Origin of the sequence: Oceanicaulis sp. UBA2681 (assembly GCF_002354675.1) — a bacterium.
Classification (GTDB): Bacteria; Pseudomonadota; Alphaproteobacteria; order Caulobacterales; family Maricaulaceae; genus Oceanicaulis; species Oceanicaulis alexandrii.
The window spans coordinates 31,137-53,664 of sequence record NZ_DEMB01000010.1 but is presented as its reverse complement, the minus strand read 5'-3'; the positions used below and the strand labels follow the sequence as shown (position 1 = coordinate 53,664).

The following is a 22,528-nucleotide window of genomic DNA, read 5'->3' as shown; positions in this document are numbered from 1 at the left end:
CCAGTGTGCCTCTAGCCGTCTGTCCGGGCGCCCATCGGGCGTGCGGGAACATCTTCTTCAAGGGTGCGAACAGCGTCATGTCCAGCCAGACGCCGAGCTTCGTCCGCTGTCAGCCTTATTTCGAAAGCATAGGCCGAAATGAAGCTCTGACCATAATGGGGCAAGCCCGAACGCCCGTCAGCGGCAGCGGCGTATCCATCCGCGCCGAACACATCCGTCAGAACACGGTCACGGGCCAGGACAAGCTCCTGGCGGGCGCGCTCCACCCCTTCCGGCGTCGAAATATCGCCTGCCCCGGCTTCAAGCGAGACAATGTAGTTGGAGCGGTCCGCCATGGGTTGCTCTTGCGCGCCCGGCTGATCCGAGGCTGAAGGCGCGGCGCACCCCCCAGCAGACGCAAGTGCGGCGCTTAACGCCGCCATCACGATCAAAGATACTGAGTGTTTGCGCATGGTGATCCGCCCTCCCCTGAGCTTCGTCTGCGGCTTGCAGGCATGCAGGCATGCTGCCGGCGCCCCTATTTAGGCCCCTGCCTCCTGAATGCGCCATTAACGGGTTTTTCAAACGCCAGTTCAACCCTGGTAAGAACAGGCGAAACACAATTCGCGTCAGGAGAACCGCATGCGCTGCAGGCGTCAGCGTGTCACAGCGTGAGCCTGTTCACATCACCCACAGATCAGGGGCGATACAGGCTTAGCGGAGCGTCGCCTTCCGCCTGGTGCTGAAACAAACCAACGAGATCCATCACCGGCATGGGGCGCGCCAGGCCAAAGCCCTGCGCCCAATCAGCGCCGAGCCCCTGCAGCGCCGGCAACATGTCCGCATCCTCCACGCCCTCGACCGTGCATTGCATGCCAAGGGTATGGGCCATCTCCACAGAGGAACGGACCAGCAAGCGATCACGATGGGAGTCATTGAAGTCTTGCAAGAAGAAGCGGTCGAGCTTCAGTTCATGCGCTTGCAAATCCTTCAGATAAGCCAGCGAAGACTGACCGACCCCATAATCATCAATGGACAATTTCACGCCGGCCCGAACCCATTGGTCCAGGGTGTGTGCGGCGCGTTTCATATCGTACACGATCGCGGTTTCCGTGATCTCGAAGATCAGCTGGCCCGGCGCTTGCGCCGCGATCCGGGCCGCAAGCGCGGCAAAATCGGGATCTGTGAGCAAGGCCCCTGAAATATTGATCGACAAAGCCACATCATGACCCGCGCGAGACAAGGCGAGCTGATCGCGCGCGATGCGCTTGAGCGCCCATTCGGTCAAACTCCAGATATGGCCGGTTTCTTCCGCCAACGGCACGAATTGACCGGGCGAGATATTTCCCGTCTTGGGATCATGCCAGCGCGCCAGCGCTTCCGCCCCATCAAACTGGCCTGTGCGTAAATTCAGCTTGGGCTGATAATGCAGGTCCATATGGCCTTCGGAGATGGCCACGGCCATGCGGCTCATCAACGCCAGATTTTCAGACGGGTCGCCGAACGTCTTGGCGTCAAAACGCGCAAAGCCAACATGCGTCTCACGCGCTTGCTCCACAGCGATCATCGCTTGCTTGATGCAATCATCCCCCTCATAGGGCATGCCGCCGACCGTCACCGTCAGATCGATGTCAATGTCATCGATCTTGAACGGCTCCTGCACAAGCCGATGCAGACGCATCGCCACTTGCTCGAGATAATCTTCATCCAGCAAGGAATCCTGAGGGGCGTAGTCCAGGATCACGCCCAGATCGCCGTTGGCGATCAAACCGAGTTTCTCAGTCGCCGCATCCGTCTTAAGGCGCTCTGCCAGCTGCACGCACAAATCAGCGAAGGCGCCAAAACCAAGCGCCCCGTTCAGGGCATCCCGACGATTGATGCTGACCACCAACAACGCAACTTCACGATCACGCGCCTCGGCCTTTGCGAGCGCACGCTCCAGCGCGCTGCGAGAGGGAAGCCCCGTCATGGCGTCGGTATAAAGCGCGTTTGCGAGGATCGCCTGACGCTCTTTGGACGCCCTGTAGAGATACAGGCTGAACAGCAAGGCGCCAAAAATGAGGGCCAGGGCCGCCCCTGCGCCGATCAGCCGGGTCCGGCTGCGGGCGGTCGCCAAGGCCAGGTCTTGCTCCAGCCCTGTCGTGCGCAACTGGTTGATCTGCAACTCTTGCTCAGTGAATTCAAATTGCGCGGCCAGCAAGGCTGTATTGGCGGACGCAGCGATGTCGCGCGCAGCATCTTCAAGCCGCTTGAAGGCCTGCGCATGTTCCAGCGCGCGCTCGAACTGGCCCAGACCCGTGTAGATTTCGACGGCGGTTTCATGAAAGTCCGTGAAGGGCTGGGTCGACGCCTCCAACGGCACGCCTTCAAACGTGCGCTGGATATCATCGCGAGCTGTTTCCAGTTCACCACGGCCCAGCGCCGTCTGCGCCCGCACGCCATACAGGAACCGGGACCATTCGCCCGCCTCCCGGCCTTCAAACAGCGCAAACGCCCGATCGATCACCTCATCGGCTTCGTCATAAGCTGCATTGGCGGCATGCAAAGCGCCCAGATTGTTCAGGATGCGCGCCTGCAACACCTGGCTGTCCATGGCTTCCGCGATCTGCAGCGCCGCCTGAAACGCAATCTTGGCCTCGTCATAACGTCCAATTTCGCGATAGGCGTTCGCCATATTGTTTGAGGCGGCCAATTCCAGAATGGGATCTTCATAGCGCTCGGCTGCATCGGAGAAATGCTGGATCGCCTGCTCGTACCGCCCGCCCGCTGAATAGATCGAGCCGATGGTCTGAAGCACAATGGACTGATTACGCAGCGCGTCGATTTCAAGATAGATATCATAGGCGCGCCCCATGCTATCCAGCGCCAGCGCATAATCCCCACGGTCTTTTGCGATGCGTCCACGCGCCACCAGAAGGTCGGCGTAAAGCTGGGTGGGAGGCGGCGAGGCGCCCAACAGGGAAATGGCGCGATCCACCACCGGGCTGGCGTCGGTCGCGCGTCCGAGCCGTGTCAGCGCTTCGCCTTGCAGCCAAAGCGCGGCCGCTACGGAATGCGCGTGTCCCTCAGTCCGATTGTTGGTTTCGGCCTGGGCTTCAGCAGCCTGGGCCTTAGCGAGAGCCTGCGCCGGATCCGCCATCATGGCGGCCTGGGCCTCTTCAATCAGAGCATCATAGGTAGAGGGCGCCGCTTGCCCGACCGCATGGGTCAAGCTGAAACAGACAACAATGAGCGCGGCGAGTACAGCTCGCAACATCAGATGGCCCCATAAGAAATACCTAAGAATAAATTACACGTTTATTCTTAATATTCTTGGAATCACCCGCATCAGCATAAGGCCGCACCTCCGGAACATGCCCGACAGGTGCGGCCTCAAGCCCTTTAGAAGCGCAAGCGAGCCCGCATGCCGCCCGCCCAGCTGGCGCTCTGCGCCCGGAAGTCAGCGTTCGGGCCTTCAACCCGTCCGAAGGCGTTCAGGCTGAAACGGCCATCCATAGCGTCCAGGCCATAAAGCAATTCCATCGCCAGAGGCCGTTCGCCGCCCATGCTCCAGCGCTGTGTTTGCAGCCCTAAAGCGCCGGTTTCCGCATCCGCCACGGCAAGGCCTGAATACTCGATCACGCCTGTTTCCACATGCAGAGGCTGAATGAAGGACGCTCGCACGGCGTCACCGCGCCGCAAGATGTTCGTCCGGCTGAGCGACATCTGGAAAGCGGTGGACAGCGCCGGATCAGACAAGGTCATGATCCCGTCGCCATACTGCGTCGCCGCCGTCCGTGCGACAGCGCCCGAAACGCTGAGCTGCATCCTGTCGCCAACTCGCATGTCAGCGCCCAGGGTCAGAGCGTCGGTTTCAGAGCCGCCCTCAAACGCCAGAATGCCCAGCCCCTGACCGCCCAGCAGGGCCTCATCTTCTGAGAGGTGGGTGTAGCCGGCCTGCACGGAGGTCACGTCATTCAATTGATGACGCACATCCACAGCCAGCGCCGATGCGGCGTACGCGTCGAGCGTATCGAAGATCGCGGTGCGTTCGCCCGTCAGCGGATTGCTGAAGGCGTAGGAATCTCGGGTCGTGCTGGCTGCGATCGACAGGCGGGTATCCACGCCCATGTCAAAGCCAGCCATGGCGAACGGCCCACCAGAGGCGTATCCCAGCAGCGGATTTACGCCGCCGGTTTCAGGGCGGAAATCGCTCGCCAGCCCGAACCCGCTATCCTCGCTGAACGCCAGGGCGCCCTCGCCCACACCAAAGCGGACAACATATCCGGCTTCCGTGTTTTCCAGCGCCATGCCGGCCTGGAACGGCAGATCGCCATCCGCCCAGGCTTGCCCCGCGTCCAAGGATGACGCGAACGCGCTGACCACCAGGCCGTCGCGTTGGTCCACCACATAAGACTGCGCCGGCCCCTGACGGAAGCTCGCGCCCAGAGGCTGGCCGACCCGCTCAAAGACATAGCTCTGATTGGCCGCGGCCGCGCTGGCGCTGACCGCTTCATCGCCCAGGCTCAATTCCTCAAGCGTCATCTCGAAATCGCGATACGTGTCGCGCAGATCCTCAAAGACCGTGATGCTGGAGTCATCCGTCAGGTCAAAGCGCGCTTTCAGCAGGCCCACTTCGCTGGCGTCCACACGCTCGCCCCGACGGGTGACCGCGTACAGATTCTCGCGGTTGATCGGCCCCATCGCCGCCTGCACGTCCAGCAGGCCGCGACCATAGACCGGGTCAACGCCCGGCGCGCCCAGATCCTGTGTGGTGGAGAGCAGCACTTCGGCGATATCGCCCGCCTGCAACCAACGCCACTCGCCTTTCACCAGCGCAGCCGCGCCAGTCACCAGCGGCGCCGCAAAGGACGTACCGGACAGGCGCACATAGCCGCCCTGGCCGTCAGGCATCAGGATCATCTCGCCCGGCGCCACCAGGAAGCGGTCCATCAGACGCGATCCCTCGGCGCAGCGCCCCCTCACAGCGAAGCAGGCGTCGCCCGGTCTGTTGGAGAAGTTTGAAATCTCGCCAGAGGGGCTGACCGAGCCCACGATCAGCAGGTTTTCAACGTTCCGGACATCGGTCCAGTTCACGTCGGTCGTCTGAGTGACGCCGTCATTGCCCGCGGCGAAGACGAACAGGGTCTTGTCGGCGAACATCGAGACCCAGCGATCCGACAACACGTCCGCCCAGCCTTCATTAAAGGTCCAACCCGGCATGCCGAGCGACAGATTCATGATGCTTGAGGTCATCACTTGTCGGCGTACGCTCGAGCGCACATCGGTCCAGTTCGTGCTCAGGCTCTCATCAAACGGATTAGACAACGTCATGAGCACGTTGGGCGCGACGCCCATCAGTCCTTCACCGTCATGGTCTGCGCCGATCAGGCTGGCCACAGCCAGACCATGGTTGAAATCGAGATAATCCCGGCCGTTATTGTTGCCTGTCAGGCCTGAGATCCGGGACGGCACTGAGAAGTCGACCAGACCGACGAGCACCCAGGAACCGCCGCCCGCCTCTTGCGCCAGGCGCGGCGTCCAGTTGATCGCCGGCATCCAGTGATCCACATGGTCGCGACCGGAATAGCGCATCAGCCCGTCATAGAATTCCAGGAAGAAACGGGCGCGGTCTTCGGCGTCGAGCCCTTCCAGAGAGCGCGCATCATTCAGATCAATGCCAAAGCGTGCGGTCAGCTCGGCCTGGAAACCGCTTTCAAAATCCGTCCCCGTCACGCCTTGATAAGCTGGGCCGAAGATGTCTTCCGCCCGGTCAAACAACGCGTTGAGATCGGTCAGGAGCGTGCCGTACTCGCCGTCATTAAAGGCGCCGATATCGCCCCAGAAGGCGTCGATATCACCCCAGAACGGCCCGATATCGCCCCAGAACGCGCCGATATCACCGTAGAACGCGTCGATATCGCCGTAGAATGCGTCGATGTCACCATAGAAGGCGTCGATGTCGCCCCAGAAGGCGTCAATATCGCCGTAGAACGGACTGATATCGCCCCAGAACGGACTGATATCGCCCCAGAATGGGCTGATGTCGCCGTAGAACGGGTTGATGTCGCCATAAAACGGATTGATGTCGCCGTAGAACGGATTGATGTCCCCGTAATAGGGAGAGATCAGACGGATGGGTTCCTGATCACTGTCATCGGGCTTCTTGCCGTTGTGCGCCAATGCGCCGGCGGAGAGCGCCAGGCTCAAGGCCGAAGCCGAAACTGCGCTCATCAGAAAAGTGTTCAGTGTCCGATTTGTCATTTTGGCGACCTCCAGATCACGACGATAAGGGATCACTCTGTTCTACCGGGCTAACAGATGGGGTTAATAAACCATGAATTCATTGCTATGCTTAGCAAATATTAAAGCACTTGCGCAGGCGCAAACCCCCAAGGCTTACAGTCCTCTACGTCATCGCAGATATGATGCGCAGGCGCGCTTGGCTGCCAGCGCCAGAAAGGTCGAGGGCATATCAATATTCATAAAGTCCGACTCGCCAGTGTTTCCAGCCGGGGGGCGCCCCGGCTCTCGGGTGCTGGGAAACGCACAGTCGGCTGCGCCCCGAATAACGAGGTCGAGCAAAGTCTACCGGTTCAGAAAAAGAAGAATGGTGCCCGGGGGCGGATTCGAACCACCGACACGCGGATTTTCAATCCGCTGCTCTACCAACTGAGCTACCCGGGCGGCGAGACGCAAATCAATGTGCGTCGCGCTGAGGACGCGGTTTATAGGCAAGCACGCGGGGGCTGTCCATGCCCTCCAATCAGTCTTGTGCAGTCAATTTCAGATTTGTCCGGTCTGCCTTCCTGCTTGCCCATACAGGTCGGGGGCTGCTACGCGCTCTGCCAAGAATAAGACTAAAACCTCCGAGGCGAGCAATGAAAAACAAAGTCTGCGTCAGCGCGCTGGCCCTGATGGCCGTGCTGGGTGAAGGCGGCATGGCGTTCGGCCAGTCCGTCACCGACGATGTCATCACCATTACGGCGGGTCGCGCGCCCGGCACGCAGACGGGCGACCGCCCTGTCATCACGCTTGACTCAAACGCGCTCGCCGCGAGCGGCCTGTCCGACCTGGGCGATGCGCTGGCGTTCAATCCCGCCATTGTCGGCTCTGAGTTCAATGACGATCCTGGCACCCAGAACGACACTTCCGGCACGTCGAGCGTCAATCTGCGCGGCCTGGGCCTCGGGGCGACTTTGGTGTTGGTCAACGGCGTCCGGCAAGCGCCCTCTTCGGTGGCCTCTGACGACGGCGCCAGTTTTGTGGACATGAACGCGCTTGTCCCGGACATCGCCATCAGCCGAGTCGAGATCCTGAAAGACGGCGCCTCGCCCTTGCACGGCTCGGACGCCATTGCGGGCGTGGTCAATGTCATCACCCGCGACCGGTATGAGGGCTTCGAGGTTCAGGCTGAAGCGCGCGGGCCGGACGGGTTTGACGGCGCGGGCTTCGCCTCCATCCTCTCCGCCATCGCCGGGACCGAGATGGGCGCGCTGCACCTGACCGGCGCGATCAGCTATCGCGACACCGATGGCGTGGAAGGCTTTGAGACCGACTTCATTCCGGGCACCGGCCTGTCCGCTCTGGGCCAGCCGGGCGCGTATTCCGTTCCCACGCCGGGCGGCCGTCAGCTGATCATCGACCGCGATTGCGCCGCGGCGGGCGGCCAGCCCTTGGTGCTGGGCGCGGATACAGCCTATGGCACGCCGGGCTATTGCCGGCTCGATTACGGCCAGTTCTTCTCACTGATCCCTGATGAAACCCGACTGAACCTCTATGGCGCCCTTAGCGGCGATTTCGGCGACACGCGCCTGACCGTGCGGGCGGCCTGGGCCGATACGCAGCTGACGCGCGGCAACTCCCCCTCCCTGCCCGCATTGAGCTTTCCCACCATCCCCGTCGCCAATCCGGGCAATTATTTCGGGCAGGACGTGATCTGGAACGGGCGTCCGCGCGGCCTCAGCTCCGGCGCGGCGCGACGCAGTTTTGATCATGACACGCTGCGGCTGGACGCCGGGCTGGAACATGACTTTGACGCTCTGGGTCGCGAGTGGACGGGCGCGGTCACGCTGGCCTATTCCCGCAATGAGCTGGAAGCGACCATCACCGATCATATCGGAGACCGTGTGAGCGCAGCGCTCAATGGGTTCGGCGGCGCCAATTGCCAGACGGGCGCCAGCGCGGGCGATGAGAGCGCGGGCTGTTACTGGTTCAATCCGTTCGGCTCCGGCGCTCTGGTCACTGACCCGACAGATCCGCGCTATAATAATCCGGAGCTTCTGGCCTGGATGCTGGGCGAGGATGTGCGCACCTCCGCCTCCGAACTGACCAGCCTGGACGCCAGCGTGACCACCGCAGCCCTGTTCGCGCTCCCCGCTGGCGACGTGTCCTTGACCGTCGGCGGACAGCTGCGCACCGAAAGCCTTGAGGTCAATCACGGCCAGACCTTCAATGACGACGCCTTCCTCTTCATCGTCGGCGGGCCCGATTATTCCGGCGAGCGTGACGTGGCCAGCCTGTTCGCCGAAAGCGTCATCCCGCTTCATGAGCGAGCACGCCTGACCCTTGCGGCGCGGCATGAAGATCTGGAGGCGTTTTCCTCCACAGATCCCAAGATCGCGCTGGCGGTGGATGTCACCGAAAGCCTGACCCTGTCGGCAAGCTGGGCGCAATCTTTCCGCGCGCCGTCCCTGCATCAGCAAGTCAGCGCCACGACCACGCTGCAATCTCTGACCTTGGGCAATCAAAGCCTGTTCCGCCCGGTGCGCACGGTGGGCTCGACGGCGCTCGATCCTGAAAGCTCTGACAGCTACACGCTGAGCGCCAGCTGGCGCGATGGCGGCTGGAGCGCGCGGGTGGACGCCTGGCGGCTTGAGGTCGAGGACCTGATCATCGAGGAAAGCGCCAACGCCATTCTGGCCGCCGACTTCGCCGATGACGGGGTCTATAACGACCCCCGCGTCGAGCTGTCCCAAGCTGGCGATGTGGTGCTGGTGCGCGCCAATTTCGTCAACGCCCCCAGCGTGGAGGCGCAAGGCGTGGACTTTGCGATCTCCCATGATGGCGTGGATCTGGGCCGGTTCGGCCTGATCAACGCCGGGCTGGACGCGGTCTATATCGACGAATTCACCCTCTTCGACCCCGTGCTCAACACGGCGATCCAAGCCGCGGGCAATCGCAACTTCACCAACTTCGCCCGCTCCCTGCCGCAATGGCGCGCCAGCGTACGCACGGGCTGGATGAACGGGCCGTGGAGCGTCAATGCGCAAGCGCGCTTCATCTCGTCCTATGACGATGATGAAAATAGCGGCGCTGAAATCGACAGCTGGACCGCCTATGACCTTCAGGCGGGCTGGAGCGAAGAGGTGCGCGGCCATGTGCTGACCGCCTCTTTGGGCGCTCTAAACGTCTTTGACGAAGCCGCGCCGACCGTAAATACGCCTCTGGGCTATGACACCAAGGTACATGACGCGCGCGGCCGGGTGCTCTACGCCCGGATCAGCGTGGCTCGCTAGGGTCAGAGTTCAGATCAAACAAAAGCCCCGCAGCGATGCTGCGGGGCTTTTTTGTCGTCGACGGCGGATCAGTGTTGATCCCCGCCCTCCTCATCGCCGCGCGCTTCGGGCGGCAGGGCTTCGGGCGGGACCGGTTCGCCCGGCACCGCGTAAGCGCCGGAGAACCAGCGCCCAAGGTCTGCATCGGCGCAGCGGGCCGAACAGAAGGGCTTGTATTGGGGATCGACGGGTTTCTTGCAGATCGGGCAGCCGGGTTTGGATTTGCTCATAGCGGGCGAACCTCAAAATCGCGCGCCCCCTTGGCTTCATCCAGCACCAGTTCGAACCGGTCGCCGAGGCGCGATTTCATCGCCTTTGACCATCCGATGGGATCGGTTTCAAGCCAGGCGTGAACCTCTTTACCGGCCAGCAGCGCCAGACGGCCGCCGCGTTTGGCCTGACCTTCAGCCTCCAGACGGCGCAGCGCGGCGAGCGCACAGGTCTCGACACTGTCGACGCCAAAGCGTTCCCAAGCAATTTCGTGCAGGGCGCGGCCCAGCCGCTGACGCGCCAGCTCCACGATGGCGAAGCGACTGGACGGCGCCACATCGACCTTGGCGGGGTCGCGCTTGAACGCGCCCTTCAGCGTCTGGTCGAGCTGGCTCTGATCCTGTTTCTTCTTCAAGGGCAGGAAATCGATGGCGATGACGCCGCCAATCCCGCGCAAGCGGATCTGGCGCGCGGCTTCACGCGCCGCAGTCTTGTTCAAATCCAGCGCCATTTTCGGCGCGCCGCCCTGAGACTGGCGTCCGGCGGCGTCCACATCGATGACCGTCATCGCCGTCACCGGCTCGATGATCAGCTTGCCGCCGCCCGGCAGCGGGACCACAGCCTCCAGCGCCTCGTCAAACAACTCATCAAGGGCGACATCCGCCTCTTTGGGCGTGCGCACGGGCGCTTCAAACATCATCGACAGGCGTTCCGCCAGCGGCGGCGCCGCCACCACGATTTCCGGCGCCTCGCCCGGCTCGACCTCAAACAGGGTCAGCGTGGGGCCTTTTTCCTGAAATTGTTCGCGCGCGATCTGAACGCCGATAGCGGCGCCTTCATGAAGGCCTTCAGGGCGCCCCGCCTTGCCGAACGGCAGAAAAGCGGTCGGGCCGCGCCCAATCTCGCAGAAGGCGCCGTTCAGCGATCCGTCCACCTTGGTGACGCGGGCGCGAAACACTTCACCGCGCAACGCACGTTGGCCGCGCTCGGACCAGCGCTCCAGATGCAGCTCGATGGCGCGATCACCATCCAGAACGGCGGCGCGGGTTTCACCCACATGCTCAGCAGCGACGATTCTCAAAACACATATCCCAATCCGACCAGCATCTGCCGCGCCTCATAAACCGGAAGTCCCATCACCCCGGTGTAAGAGCCGATCAGCTTGCTGATATAGGCGCCGGCGCGGCCCTGAATGCCGTAACCGCCCGCTTTTCCATCCCACTCCCCGCTATCGAGATACGCGGTGAGTTCATCCTCGCTGAGCCGTTTGAAGGCCAGCCGGGTTTCGACCACGCGGCTGATCTCGCGACCGTCCGGCGCGCGCACGGCGACGCCGGTATAGACCCGGTGATTGCGACCGCTCAAAAGCCGCAGACATGCCTCGGCGGTCTCCCGGTCTTCCGATTTGGGCAGGATGCGGCGGCCGACGGACACGACCGTGTCGCTCGCCAGGACAAAGGCGCCCGGATGCTCGGCGGCCGCGAGTTTCTCGACCGCCAGCCGCAGCGCCAGATCGCGCGGCAGCTCGCCAGGTCGCTCGGTCTCGTCGATATCTGTGGGCGCGATCTGATCGGGCGGCGCACCGATCCCGACCAGCAGATCACGTCGACGCGGAGAGGCGCTCGCCAGCACAAACGGCGCGCGCACGGAAACGGGCGTCACGCTCACCTTATTTGAAGCGATAAGTGATGCGCCCTTTGGTCAGGTCGTAAGGCGTCATCTCGACCAGAACCTTGTCGCCAGCCAACACGCGGATGCGATTCTTGCGCATCTTGCCCGCCGTATGAGCGATGATTTCGTGATCATTTTCCAGTTTGACCTTGAAGGTCGCATTGGGCAGCAGTTCCACGACTTCGCCTGGAAACTCCAGCAGTTCTTCCTTCGCCATGCAGCTCCTCTTGATCAATGGCGTATATCAGGCGCGAGTGCGCCAAACGCAAAAACCCCGTACGCTTTAGCATGAGATATCATGCCAGCGTCGGGCGGTCTCGTGCCGCTATATAAGCGGGATCGCGGCGATCGTCGAGCGCGGTTGTAAGGACTAGTCCGGATTAAACGCCGAAATACGCGCTTTTATGTCGTCCCGCGCAGCGCGATAGGCGTCCAGACGCGCTTCATGACGGCCTTCAGCCGCCGCCGGGTCGGGAATCGCCCAGAGCTGATAGTCCGCCCCGCGCGCGTCTGCGAAGGCGCTGGCGGCGGGATCGGCGTCCTCGGCCAGACACACCACAAGCTCGACCGGGTCGTCCGCAGTGTCGGCCAGATCGCGACATTCAAAGTTTGATAGATCAACCCCGCTCTCCCCCATGACGTTGATCATGAAGCCGTCCGGCCAGGCGGCCGGCTCCACGCCGCAGGATCGCGCCAGGCAGTCGGCTCCGAAACGCGCTTTCCAGAATCCTTCAGCCATGGGAGAGCGCACCGCATTGCGGCCGCACACAAAAACGACGGAGGGGACCGCCATGCTCAGGCGCCTCGCCGGTGCAAGGCGCAAATGAGGGTGAACAGACGCCGCGCCGTATCGAAATCCACCTCGATCTTGCCTGCCAAGCGCTCACGAAGCAGCTCGGAGCCTTCATTGTGCACCCCGCGCCGCCCCATATCGATCGCCTCGATCTGGCCCAAGGGCGCGTCGCGCACAGCCGCGTAATAGCTTTCACACATCAGGAAATAATCCTTGATGATGCGGCGCAGCGGCCCCAACGAAAACACGAACATGCGAACGGCGTCGCCGTTTTCGCGCTTGATGTCGAAAACCAGACGCTGATCCTCGATGGCGAGACGCAGCGCATAGGGGCCCGCCTCGGAATCGGCGGGATGAAATGTGTTGGAGTCCAATAGATCAGCAATGGCCACGCGGCGCTCATGCTCCACGGCCTCATCGGCCTTGCCGATGGTCAGTTGGTCAAGCTCGACCGCGACCAGGCGCTGATCGGTCATAAAGAACTCCTGTCGACCCGGTTGCGGGTCATGCCTCGTCTTCGTCTGGATGGCTCGGCCGCGCCGCCGCCCGCCAGGGCTCGGACACGTCCGCCAGAGCCATATCAATGCATTCCACCTCAAGACGCAGCTCGCCGCCACCGGAAAAGGTGAAGCTGAGCACCCCGCCCGGCGCTTCATCAGGCTCAAACGCCAGCGTCAGGAGGCTGATCACCCCATCTTCATTGGCCTGATTGAGGCGTTTGGCCTGCGCCTTGAGCACCGAGCCAACCTGCAGTGCCGCGCGCACGCGCTCGCCATGCCCCTTGCTCGGACCTTCCCAGCGGAACCGGTTGAGCGCCAGCGTGAACTGGCGCGCTTTCGGCTCGTACTGAAAATCGCCCAGCAGCCCCACAGCGTCCTGCAACGCGGCGGAGAGCACGGCGAGATCGTCAGTGGATTGCGCCAACAGGCGCATCGGCGTGTAGCCGGTCATTCAGTTCTCCGCAGTTTCAGCAACGCGGCGAATCTGCGCGCCACAGGCGGACAACTTGTCCTCCAGGCGCTCAAACCCCCGGTCCAGATGGTAGATTCGGTTGACCACAGTCTCACCTTCCGCAGCAAGACCGGCGATGACAAGGCTGACAGATGCGCGCAGATCGGTCGCCATCACCGGCGCGCCTTTCAGCGCGCACGGGCCGCGCACCACTGCCTCATTGCCGCGCACATCGATCCGGGCGCCCAGACGCGACAACTCCGGCGCATGCATGAAACGGTTCTCAAAAATGGTTTCGCGGATCACCGAGGCGCCCTCGGCCAGGCTCATCAGCGCCATGAATTGCGCCTGAAGATCTGTCGGGAAGCCCGGAAATGGCGCCGTTTGCATATCGACCGCCTTCAGCGCTCCATTGCGCCGGACACGGACACCGCCCTCTTCCGCCTGAACATCGACCCCGGCCTTGCGCAGCAAATCCCAAAGCGCGCCATTATGATCAAAGATCGCATCCTTGAGCAGAACGTCGCCGCCCGCCACCGCAGCGGCGGCCATGGCGTAGGTTCCGGTCTCGATCCGGTCTGGAACCACGGCCCAGTCCGCCCCATGAAGCTTAGGCACGCCCTCAATGGTGATGGTGGCGGTTCCCGCGCCGCTCACCTTGGCGCCCATGGCGTTCAGGCAACCGGCGAGATCGGCGATTTCCGGCTCACGGGCGCAATTTTCAAGCACCGTTTCGCCCTTCGCCAGCACCGCCGCCAGCATGGCGTGCTCGGTGGCGCCCACGGACACCATGGGAAAGACGATCCGCGCACCGGTCAGCCCGCCTGACGGCGCCTTGGCGTTCACATAGCCTTCAGAAAGCTCGATCTCGGCCCCCAGCGCCTCCAGCGCCTGCAAATGCAGATCCACAGGGCGCGCGCCGATGGCGCAACCGCCCGGCAGCGAGACCTTGGCGTGGCCGACCCGCGCAATCAAAGGACCGAGCACGTTGAAGCTCGCCCGCATCTTGCGAACCAGGTCGTAGGGCGCGAAAGGCTCGCCCAGAGCATCTGCGTGCATGAACAGCCTCGCTCCGGCGCGCTCCTCCACCGTGACGCCGAGATGCGCCAGCAAATGCCCCAGAAAGCGCGTGTCGGCGAGCCGCGGCATGCGCGACAGCTCCAGCGGCTCGTCCGTCAACAAACAGGCGGCCATCAGCTTGAGCGCGGAGTTTTTCGCGCCTGAGATCTCGATGTCACCGGAAAGGCGCGATCCGCCGCGAATAGAAATGCTGTCCATACTGCCCTCATGGTCCTAAGGCGTGCGCCGACGCCAGCGCCCCACCCTTCAGCGCCCGTAGTAAAGGCATTCGCACGATGACGAAATGAGGGCGTCACAGAGGCGATGATTTGTGGGCGCCGCGCTTTGAACGCAAGGGCGCTGAACGCTTTAAGACGCGTCGCCCGGTTTTGGCGCATCGCTCTTGCGCGCCGCCGCCTTGCGTCGTCGCAAATTGGCGCGCAAGGCCTGGGCCAGGCGCTGCTCTCGATCGGTGGGCGGTGTTTCGCCCTTTGCAGGCTTGTGATCTGAGGTGCTCATGGGCTCTCAACTGCCTTATATCTGCAAAAGAGGTCAAGCCCGGTCTTGGCGCGAGAAGAATCAAACGCTATAAGCCCGGCTCCGACGACGCGAGAGCATGCTCTTGCTACCGGACGCCGCTATAGCTCAGGGGTAGAGCGTTCCCTTGGTAAGGGAGAGGTCGAGTGTTCAATTCACTCTAGCGGCACCACTCTTTCTTCAAAATTTTCATATAGCCCGCAAACAGGCGCTCGTGTCTTGCGAACTCGTTGGTTTGCAAGCTGCTGGCTTGCTCCTCGTGAGGATGCATATGCGTCCAGCTTTCGTTGCAAAGCACTGCCAGGAAGGTGTTTTGCAAAGCCTGGCGATTGAGCCCTGGCTTTCAGGTGAGCCCCACACGCCCGTACTGGCTAGCTGCATTAAAAGATGCGATGCAAATAATTCGTATGGCCTGCAAACAGACTCCGCCTTGTTACCTCCGCGCTTCCAAACAGAAGCAAATAAAGTAATAAATCGAAATAATTGTCTCGCGCGTCGTTTCTGCCAGGTCCCGTCGAATGCCACTTATGACCCCGCTTTTTCCCGCGCTTGAGCCCTACGCAAGCACCCGCCTTCAAGTTGATGACGCCTTTGAGCTTTATGTCGAGAGCTCAGGCGACCCCGACGCGCCCACCGTTGTATTCGTTCACGGCGGGCCGGGTTCCGGCGCCAGCCCGCGGCACCGGCGGTATTTCAACCCCAGCAAATGGAACATCGTGCTGTTTGACCAGCGCGGATGCGGTCGCTCACGCCCCTTGTTCGTGCTGGAGACCAACACCACCGCACATCTGATCGAGGATATGGAGCGCGTGCGAGAGGCGCTGGGTCTGGAGCGATGGACCCTGTTTGGTCCGTCCTGGGGCTCCACGCTGGCTCTCGCTTATGCGCAAAGCCATCCGGACCGTGTTGAAACGCTGGTGATAGAAGGCGTCATGCTCGGCGAACGCGAGGAAATGGACTGGTTTCACGATCCTGCGGGCGCAGGGTCGATCCGTCCTGACGCGCTCGAACGCCTGATGCAGGGCGTACCGACCGCCTGTCAGACCCCGCTCGACTTTCGTCATTGGGCGCTTGAACGGATGCAAGATGAAATCGCCGCCGGGCGGCCGCTTCTGGCAGGGCTTGAAGATCCGGATACTCCGCTGGAAACCCTGCAGCAATCGGTGCTCTATCGCTGGAGCGAGTATGAGGAGACCCTGGGCTGGCTGGACAAGTCCAATGCCGAGATCAAGAAGGACTATGCCGAACGCGGCGCCGACTGGCTGACCGCGCATTCATTGCTAGAGGCCTGGTATTTCGCCCATGACTGCTTTCTGGAACCGGGGCAGATTCTGGACAACGCCCGGTCGCTGACCATGCCGGTGCACATAATCCAGAGCCGCTATGATCTGGTCTGTCCCGGGCGCGCCTCCCAGCGGCTCGCCGAAGCCGCCCCGAATGCGCGCCTGCACTGGGTGGAACGGTCAGGCCATATCATGACCACTCCAATGCATCGCGAAGTCCGAGCCGTGTTCGAGGCGCTCGCCGCACATCGCCGCTGACCCGACGAGGCGTATCAGCTCACCATGCAGACAACGCCGAGCGTCTCCACTGATTGGCGGCGACGCACACATACACAAAATCGCCGTCCCAGCATAAATCGCCCGCCTGGCCCGGCGCTGCAGCGCTCGCCGGCGTATGGCTGGCGCTCAGGCTAAGCCGATCTGACAAGACGCTCAGGCCCGACAGCGTCACAACGCCGTCTCCCGCTGACACCTTCAGCGCTTCCAGCCAGCTCGCGCCATCGTCTGAGACCTTGATGGAGAACGCCTCATCGCCCGTCAGGCCAAGCTCGGCGCGGCCGGACCAGTTTGATTGAAACACCAGGCTCGCCGTTCGCGTAGCGTCCGACTTGTTCATCGTCAGGCGCATATCGCCCGGCCCGGCGTCATCGGCTGACAGCAAGACGCCTGTGGATTTGATCGCGACCCGATTGACCGCATCCGCCTGCGTCCCCACCCCCAGCGCTTCAAGCCCCCCAAGCGCACGAACCTGGTCTTTGAGGGCGGTCCATTCGGAGCCGTCATGAATCAGGCTCACCGCTTCATCCGCCACATAGACGGTCAGCCCCGCCCAGGGCTGGACGGCGGTCCAGACGCCTTCGTGAAACACCATCAGAACGCCTTCGCTTTGCGATGACCAATCTGCGCCCTGAGGCGCATCGGGCAGAAGATAGCCCTCTCCTTCGGACGGCGTCTCAGGTTGACCTGACAGAGTGCGGCTCAACACGCTGGCCTGCACCAGCATGTCCAGACGCGCCAGCGCCTCGTTGACGGTCACATGTTTCTGGGCCTGGGCCGGCATCAGCCAGGGCAGGTCCAGCCGGGGGGTGCGCTCTTGCATGGGGATCAGTCCTTTCACCGCTGACAGGACACAAGCTTAGAAGGCGGAGCAGCGGTAGCGGATAAGCCGCCCCGCATTCCGCAGTGGCGAAACGTCCGCAAGCGCGGCTTTTCTAATCGTCAAAGCCGGTGTACCCACACGATATGACTGACTCTATCCGCCCCCTGGCCGAGGGATTTGAGGCCATCGACGACGCGCAATGGCGCGTCATGGCTGAGGCCGCCCTCAAAGGCGCCCCGCTGGAGCGGCTTGTCCGCAAAACCCTCGACGGTGTCGCGCGTGGACCGTTATTCACGCGCACCGACCGTGACGCGATCGGACCGTTGCCTGCGCCCGGAGCTGCGCCCTATTTGCGCGGATTGACGGCGGAGCGCGACCCCTATCTGCCCTGGGGCGTCCGTCAGATCATTGATGACGCGGACCCCAAAGCCGCGAACGCCGCACTCCTGAGCGAGCTGTCAGGCGGGGTCAGCGAGATTGCGCTCACCCTTGACCCCACAGGGGCCATGGGCGTCGCGGTCCGGACGCTCGACGAGCTGAAAACCGTGCTGGACGGGGTCATGCTCGATCTCGCGCCGGTTTATCTGCAGCCCTCGCGCATGGCGCCGCAATACGCAGCTCTTGCTCTGGCCTATATACGCGATCAGGGACTGGATCTGAGCACGCTGAAAGGCGGGCTCGGCCTGTCGCCCATCGGGCAGAAATCCCTGGCCGGCGGCGGCGCAGAAAACCTGCCTGAACGCCTGAAGCGCACGGCGGAGGCCGCCGCCTGGTGCGCGGATCATGCGCCCAACATCAAGGTGGTCTCCATCACCGCCAACGCTCCGCATGAAGCGGGCGGTTCGGCGGCGCAGGAGCTGGCTTTCGCCTGCGGCGGCGGCGCCAGCTATATGCGCGCCTTCATTGATCATGGTCTGACGCCGGATCAGGCCGCCAATGCGCTGGAGTTCAGCTTCGCCGCTGATGCTGACGTGCATCTGACCATCGCCAAGCTGCGCGCCGCGCGACGCGTCTGGGCCAGAGTGGCGGAAGCCTTCGGCTGTTCGCCGGAAGCGCAAGGCATGCGCATTTGCGCCATCACTTCCTCTCGCATGCTGACGGCGCGCGACGCCTGGACCAATCTGATCCGCAACGCCTGCGCGGGTCTTGGGGCTGCTGCGGGCGGCGCGGATTCCATCACCGTAAGGCCGTTCAACGAGCCCTTGGGCGCGGCCACGTCGTTCGCCCGGCGTGTGGGGCGCAATCTTCAAATCATGCTGATGGAAGAGAGCCATCTGGGCGTGACTGCAGATCCGGCAGGCGGCAGCTATCTGCATGAAACCCTGGGTCACCGCCTGGCGCAGGCGGGCTGGGACCTGTTCCAGCAGATCGAGCGCCGCGGCGGCCTGTTTGAAACGGTCAAGGCGGGCTGGCTGCAGAATGAAGTCGCCAAGACCCGCGACGCCTATGTGGCGCAATATGCTGAAGGCCGTGAAAGCCTCATCGGGGTGACGCAATACGCCAATCTGGAAGAACGTCCCGTCGAGGCGGGTCAGCGCAGCTATACGCCGCCCAAGCTCGATGCGCCGACGCTGGAGCCGCAGCCCTTCGCTGACAAGCTTGAAGCCGCCGCCAACGGTCACGCCATTCGCCTGCTGGAAGCGCCGGATCAGAACTGGCCGCCTTTGCGATACATGCGGATGGCCGAGCCCTTCGAAGCGCTGCGCGACGCCGCCGACGCCCATGCAGAAAAGACCGGCCAGGCGCCCCGCGCTTTCCTCGCCACTTTGGGCGCGCTAGCGGATTTCAACGCCCGCGCCAGCTTCGCCTCAAACCGGCTGGCCGTGTCCGGGGTCGAGACAGATCAAGCCCGCGAATACGCTGACATCGACGCCTGCGCGGACGCCTTTGCAGAAACCGGCTCAAAACTCGCTGTGATCTGCGGCACGGACGACGCGTATTCCGACATGGCGGAAGAGCTGGCCGAAGCGCTCAAACAGGCCGGCGCGCAGGAAATCTGGGTGGCGGGCAAGCCGGGCTCCATTCCCGGCGTCGACCACTTCATTCACATGCGCAGCCATAGTCTCGAGGATGGCGAACGCGCCCACACCATTCTGGGAGTGAGCTCATGAGCCAGCATCCTGATTTCACCCAGATCGGTTTGGGCCAGCCCGACATCCAGCCAGGCCCGGCGCCGGAACGCGCGCCTCACATGACGGCGGAAGAGCTGCCGATCCAGCCCGCCTACACGTTCGAAGACGTGGCCGGGCTTGATTTCACTGACGGGTATCCCGGCGCCGCGCCCTATCATCGCGGCCCCTACCCCACCATGTTCGTCCAGCGCCCCTGGACGATCCGTCAGTATGCCGGCTTCTCGACGGCTGCGGAATCAAACGCGTTTTACCGCCGCAATCTCAAGGCCGGTCAGAAGGGCCTGTCGGTGGCCTTCGATCTGGCCACTCACCGCGGCTATGACAGCGACAATCCGCGCGTGATCGGCGATGTGGGCATGGCGGGCGTCGCCATCGATTCCATCCTCGACATGCGCCAGCTCTTTGACGGCATTCCGCTCGATCAGATGAGCGTGTCGATGACCATGAACGGCGCCGTGCTGCCGGTTCTGGCGCTCTATATCGTCGCCGCCGAGGAACAGGGCGTCAGCCCCAAACAGCTTTCAGGAACGATCCAGAACGACATCCTGAAAGAGTTCATGGTGCGCAACACCTATATCTATCCGCCGCGCCCCTCCATGCGGATCATCTCTGACATCTTCGCCTATACGGCCAAGGAGATGCCGCGCTTCAACTCGATCTCGATCTCCGGCTATCACATGCAGGAGGCTGGCGCCCCCGCCGATCTCGAGCTCGCCTACACCATCGCCGACGGTCTTGATTACATTCGCTCGGGCGTCGAGGCGGGGCTCGATGTGGACGCCTTCGCGCCACGGCTGAGCTTTTTCTGGGGCGTCTCCATGAATTACTTCATGGAGATCGCCAAGATGCGCGCCGCGCGCCTGATCTGGGCCAGCCTTGTGAAGGCGCGGTTCAACCCGAAGAACGCCAAATCCCTCGCCCTGCGCACCCACAGCCAGACCTCGGGCTGGTCTTTGACCGCTCAGGACGTCTTCAACAATGTTGGCCGCACCGCGGTCGAGGCCATGGCGGCGGTCGATGGCCACACCCAGTCGCTGCACACCAACTCGCTGGATGAAGCGTTGGCCCTGCCGACCGACTTCTCCGCCCGGATTGCGCGCAACACCCAGCTGGTTCTGGAGACCGAGGCGCACCTCACCGACGCCATCGATCCGTGGGGCGGCAGCTATTATGTGGAACGGTTGACCCATGATCTGGCCGCTCGCGCGCTGGACCATATCGCGGAAGTGGATTCGCTGGGCGGCATGGCGAAAGCCATTGAAGAGGGCCTGCCCAAGCTCAGGATCGAGGAAGCCGCCGCCAAGACGCAGGCGAAAATCGATTCCGGCCTGCAGACGATTGTCGGCGTCAACAAATTCCGCCTCAACGAGCCTGAAGACATTCCGGTTCTGAAAGTGGACAATTCCAAGGTCCGCAAGGAACAGCTCGCCAAGCTTGAAAAGCTGCGTGCCGAACGCGACCCCAAAGCTGTAGAGCATGCACTTGAAGCGCTGACCAACGCGGCGGAGCACGGCGGCAACCTCTTGCAGCTCTCCGTCGAGGCCGCCCGCGCCAAGGCGACGGTGGGCGAAATCTCGGACGCCATGGAAAAGGTGTTCGGCCGCCACAAGGCGGAAATCAAATCGGTTCAGGGGGTGTTCTTGAAAGCCTCAGGTGATGACGAAAAGGTCAAGAAGGCGCTTGAAGCCTCTGACGCCTTTGCTGAAAACGAAGGCCGCCGCCCGCGCATCCTGATCGCGAAAATGGGCCAGGATGGCCATGATCGCGGTCAGAAGGTCGTCGCTTCCGCCTTCGCCGATCTGGGCTGGGATGTGGATATCGGTCCGCTCTTCCAGACCCCTGAAGAGGCCGCGCGTCAGGCGGTGGAAAACGACGTCCACGTCGTCGCCGCCTCCTCGCTGGCCGCTGGTCACCTCACCCTGGTGCCCGAGCTCAAGAAACAGCTCGCCGAAATGGGCCGCCCCGACATCACCATCATTGTCGGCGGCGTCATCCCGCCCGAAGACGTCCCGATCCTGAAAGACATGGGCGCCGCCGCGGTCTACCCGCCGGGCACGGTCATCGCGGACAGCGCTGTGGAGCTGATCGATATTGTCGAGAAGGCAAGCGAAGCCTGACGGGACCGTAAGGTGACATCCATCAAGTGAGGCTCCACGCTTGGCCTTAAAGCCCAAAGCCAAGGAGCCTCCCCATGATCGTCACCACCACACCGTCTGTCGAAGGCCGTCATATCCACGACTACAAGGGCGTCGTCACCGGCGAGGCCATTCTGGGCGCGCACCTGTTCCGCGATCTGTTTGCGGGCATACGCGACATTGTCGGCGGCCGGTCGGGCTCTTACGAGAAACCCTTGCGTGAGGCCCGCCAGATCGCGCTGTCAGAGCTTGAAGATGAAGCGCGCAAGCTCGGCGCGAACGCGGTTGTAGGCGTCGATCTCGACTATGAAGTGATCGGCGAGCAAGGCTCCATGCTCATGGTGTCCGCGTCGGGCACGGCGGTGGTGCTGGGCTGATCTTGTGTTCTGCAGCGCTGTGAAGGCTTCAACCGACCGGCATGGGTTCGCCGCATATCGCGGGGGATGACAGGGTGTGGAGATCACAACCTCCCGCCACCCAACCCCCTAAGGGTTAACGTGAAATTTTAGCGCCTTGCAGATCGCAATCACCTTGCGTTCATGTTTGGCGGGGCAAGGTCCGCCTGCATTCGCCGCCAATCGAAAACACAGGGCGGACGAGCCGGGCTGGCGACAGGCGCCAGACGAACACACCTTTCTTGGGGGACGCCATGAACAAGACTTTCCTGACCGCCGTCGCGATGGCCGCGATCGCCAGCACCGCCGCCATCGCTCAGGATTACACCCTGAACCCGACCTATGGCACGCATTCGCTGAACGCCGGCTTCCTGCCTGATCCCGCCGAGCTGCAAATCACCGCCGGCGGCATGGTTGATGCGGGCAATGTGGGCTGTGACGGCGCCATCGCCAACGCGCCGGACGCCCGCCTGATGTGGGGCGGCGGCGAGATGACCATCGGCGCCAATTCCAACGCCGACACCACGCTGGTGGTGAATGGTCCGGACGGCGAATGGTACTGCTCGGATGACGTGAATGGCCTCAATCCGGCCATCCGCTTCGGCGAGGCCGGCCAGTACGACATCTGGGTCGGCGTCTATGAAGGAACCAACGCCCCGGCGACCCTGTACGTCACCGAATACTAGGCGCTTCGCTCAAAACAGACTGCCGAAAGGCGGCGCTCACCCGAGCGCCGCCTTTTTCTGTT

At 62.7% G+C, this 22,528-nt stretch carries 19 protein-coding genes and 2 tRNA genes; 7 read left to right on the top strand and 14 right to left on the bottom strand.

All coding sequences use genetic code 11. The features are described 5' to 3' along the window. Nucleotides 1-11: 11 nt before the first annotated feature. From B3M53_RS06945 to B3M53_RS06930, 4 genes are all read right to left on the bottom strand, one after another. Nucleotides 12-452, bottom strand: coding sequence for a hypothetical protein (locus tag B3M53_RS06945; RefSeq protein WP_273020344.1), 441 nt, complete (start codon nucleotides 450-452; stop codon nucleotides 12-14). Nucleotides 453-676: 224 nt separating this feature from the next. After that, on the bottom strand, nucleotides 677-3,235 hold the full coding sequence (locus B3M53_RS06940; RefSeq protein WP_273020343.1) for an EAL domain-containing protein: 2,559 nt from the start codon (nucleotides 3,233-3,235) through the stop codon (nucleotides 677-679). A gap of 125 nt (nucleotides 3,236-3,360) precedes the next feature. Next, the gene (locus B3M53_RS06935; RefSeq protein WP_273020342.1) at nucleotides 3,361-6,192 is read right to left on the bottom strand and encodes a S8 family peptidase; all 2,832 of its coding nucleotides are present in this window, start codon (nucleotides 6,190-6,192) and stop codon (nucleotides 3,361-3,363) included. A 377-nt stretch (nucleotides 6,193-6,569) separates the two neighbouring features. Beyond that, nucleotides 6,570-6,645, bottom strand: a tRNA-Phe gene (locus B3M53_RS06930). A gap of 194 nt (nucleotides 6,646-6,839) precedes the next feature. On the opposite strand from B3M53_RS06930, the gene B3M53_RS06925 reads away from it, so the two are divergent. Continuing rightward, on the top strand, nucleotides 6,840-9,476 hold the full coding sequence (locus B3M53_RS06925) for a TonB-dependent receptor domain-containing protein (RefSeq protein WP_273020341.1): 2,637 nt from the start codon (nucleotides 6,840-6,842) through the stop codon (nucleotides 9,474-9,476). Nucleotides 9,477-9,544: 68 nt separating this feature from the next. On the opposite strand, the gene B3M53_RS06920 is transcribed toward B3M53_RS06925, so the two are convergent. The 9 genes from B3M53_RS06920 to B3M53_RS06880 form a co-directional block, all read right to left on the bottom strand. Beyond that, nucleotides 9,545-9,745, bottom strand: coding sequence for a DNA gyrase inhibitor YacG (locus tag B3M53_RS06920; protein WP_022701932.1), 201 nt, complete (start codon nucleotides 9,743-9,745; stop codon nucleotides 9,545-9,547). Then, a complete protein-coding gene (locus B3M53_RS06915; RefSeq protein ID WP_273020340.1) occupies nucleotides 9,742-10,806 on the bottom strand; it encodes a ribonuclease E/G in 1,065 nt (354 codons plus the stop codon). The genes B3M53_RS06920 and B3M53_RS06915 overlap by 4 nt, the downstream gene beginning before the upstream one ends. Beyond that, nucleotides 10,803-11,387: a Maf family protein gene (locus tag B3M53_RS06910; RefSeq protein ID WP_028284800.1), complete on the bottom strand. Its 585-nt coding sequence runs from the start codon at nucleotides 11,385-11,387 to the stop codon at nucleotides 10,803-10,805. The genes B3M53_RS06915 and B3M53_RS06910 overlap by 4 nt, the downstream gene beginning before the upstream one ends. 7 nt (nucleotides 11,388-11,394) lie before the next feature. Further along, complete coding sequence (gene infA, locus B3M53_RS06905) at nucleotides 11,395-11,613, bottom strand: translation initiation factor IF-1 (protein WP_009800516.1); 219 nt, start codon at nucleotides 11,611-11,613, stop codon at nucleotides 11,395-11,397. A 153-nt stretch (nucleotides 11,614-11,766) separates the two neighbouring features. Continuing rightward, a complete protein-coding gene (locus tag B3M53_RS06900; RefSeq protein WP_022701929.1) occupies nucleotides 11,767-12,189 on the bottom strand; it encodes a low molecular weight phosphatase family protein in 423 nt (140 codons plus the stop codon). A 2-nt stretch (nucleotides 12,190-12,191) separates the two neighbouring features. Beyond that, nucleotides 12,192-12,665 (bottom strand): UPF0262 family protein, encoded by a 474-nt coding sequence (locus tag B3M53_RS06895; RefSeq protein ID WP_022701928.1) that lies wholly within the window; start codon nucleotides 12,663-12,665, stop codon nucleotides 12,192-12,194. A 28-nt stretch (nucleotides 12,666-12,693) separates the two neighbouring features. Continuing rightward, a complete protein-coding gene (locus B3M53_RS06890) occupies nucleotides 12,694-13,140 on the bottom strand; it encodes a DUF2948 family protein (protein ID WP_022701927.1) in 447 nt (148 codons plus the stop codon). Next, entirely contained in the window at nucleotides 13,141-14,418 is a 1,278-nt protein-coding gene (murA, locus tag B3M53_RS06885) for a UDP-N-acetylglucosamine 1-carboxyvinyltransferase (RefSeq protein ID WP_022701926.1), read from the bottom strand. 150 nt (nucleotides 14,419-14,568) lie between these two features. Next, the gene (locus B3M53_RS06880; RefSeq protein ID WP_022701925.1) at nucleotides 14,569-14,718 is read right to left on the bottom strand and encodes a hypothetical protein; all 150 of its coding nucleotides are present in this window, start codon (nucleotides 14,716-14,718) and stop codon (nucleotides 14,569-14,571) included. A 115-nt stretch (nucleotides 14,719-14,833) separates the two neighbouring features. Between B3M53_RS06880 and B3M53_RS06875 the strand changes: the two genes are divergently transcribed. Beyond that, nucleotides 14,834-14,908, top strand: a tRNA-Thr gene (locus B3M53_RS06875). Between the two features lie 355 nt (nucleotides 14,909-15,263). Continuing rightward, nucleotides 15,264-16,277: an alpha/beta fold hydrolase gene (locus B3M53_RS06870; protein WP_273020339.1), complete on the top strand. Its 1,014-nt coding sequence runs from the start codon at nucleotides 15,264-15,266 to the stop codon at nucleotides 16,275-16,277. A gap of 19 nt (nucleotides 16,278-16,296) precedes the next feature. Here B3M53_RS06870 and B3M53_RS06865 read toward each other — a convergent pair whose 3' ends face one another. Next, nucleotides 16,297-17,118, bottom strand: coding sequence for a DUF2793 domain-containing protein (locus B3M53_RS06865; RefSeq protein WP_273020338.1), 822 nt, complete (start codon nucleotides 17,116-17,118; stop codon nucleotides 16,297-16,299). A 143-nt stretch (nucleotides 17,119-17,261) separates the two neighbouring features. On the opposite strand from B3M53_RS06865, the gene B3M53_RS06860 reads away from it, so the two are divergent. From B3M53_RS06860 to B3M53_RS06845, 4 genes are all read left to right on the top strand, one after another. Next, nucleotides 17,262-19,229 (top strand): methylmalonyl-CoA mutase family protein, encoded by a 1,968-nt coding sequence (locus B3M53_RS06860; protein WP_273020337.1) that lies wholly within the window; start codon nucleotides 17,262-17,264, stop codon nucleotides 19,227-19,229. After that, on the top strand, nucleotides 19,226-21,367 hold the full coding sequence (scpA, locus tag B3M53_RS06855) for a methylmalonyl-CoA mutase (RefSeq protein ID WP_273020336.1): 2,142 nt from the start codon (nucleotides 19,226-19,228) through the stop codon (nucleotides 21,365-21,367). Before B3M53_RS06860 ends, scpA begins: the two co-directional genes overlap by 4 nt. Before the next feature lie 74 nt (nucleotides 21,368-21,441). Then, the gene (locus B3M53_RS06850; protein ID WP_273020335.1) at nucleotides 21,442-21,762 is read left to right on the top strand and encodes a heavy metal-binding domain-containing protein; all 321 of its coding nucleotides are present in this window, start codon (nucleotides 21,442-21,444) and stop codon (nucleotides 21,760-21,762) included. 272 nt (nucleotides 21,763-22,034) lie between these two features. Next, a complete protein-coding gene (locus tag B3M53_RS06845; RefSeq protein ID WP_273020334.1) occupies nucleotides 22,035-22,466 on the top strand; it encodes a peptidase S1 in 432 nt (143 codons plus the stop codon). The last annotated feature ends 62 nt before the right edge of the window (nucleotides 22,467-22,528 follow it).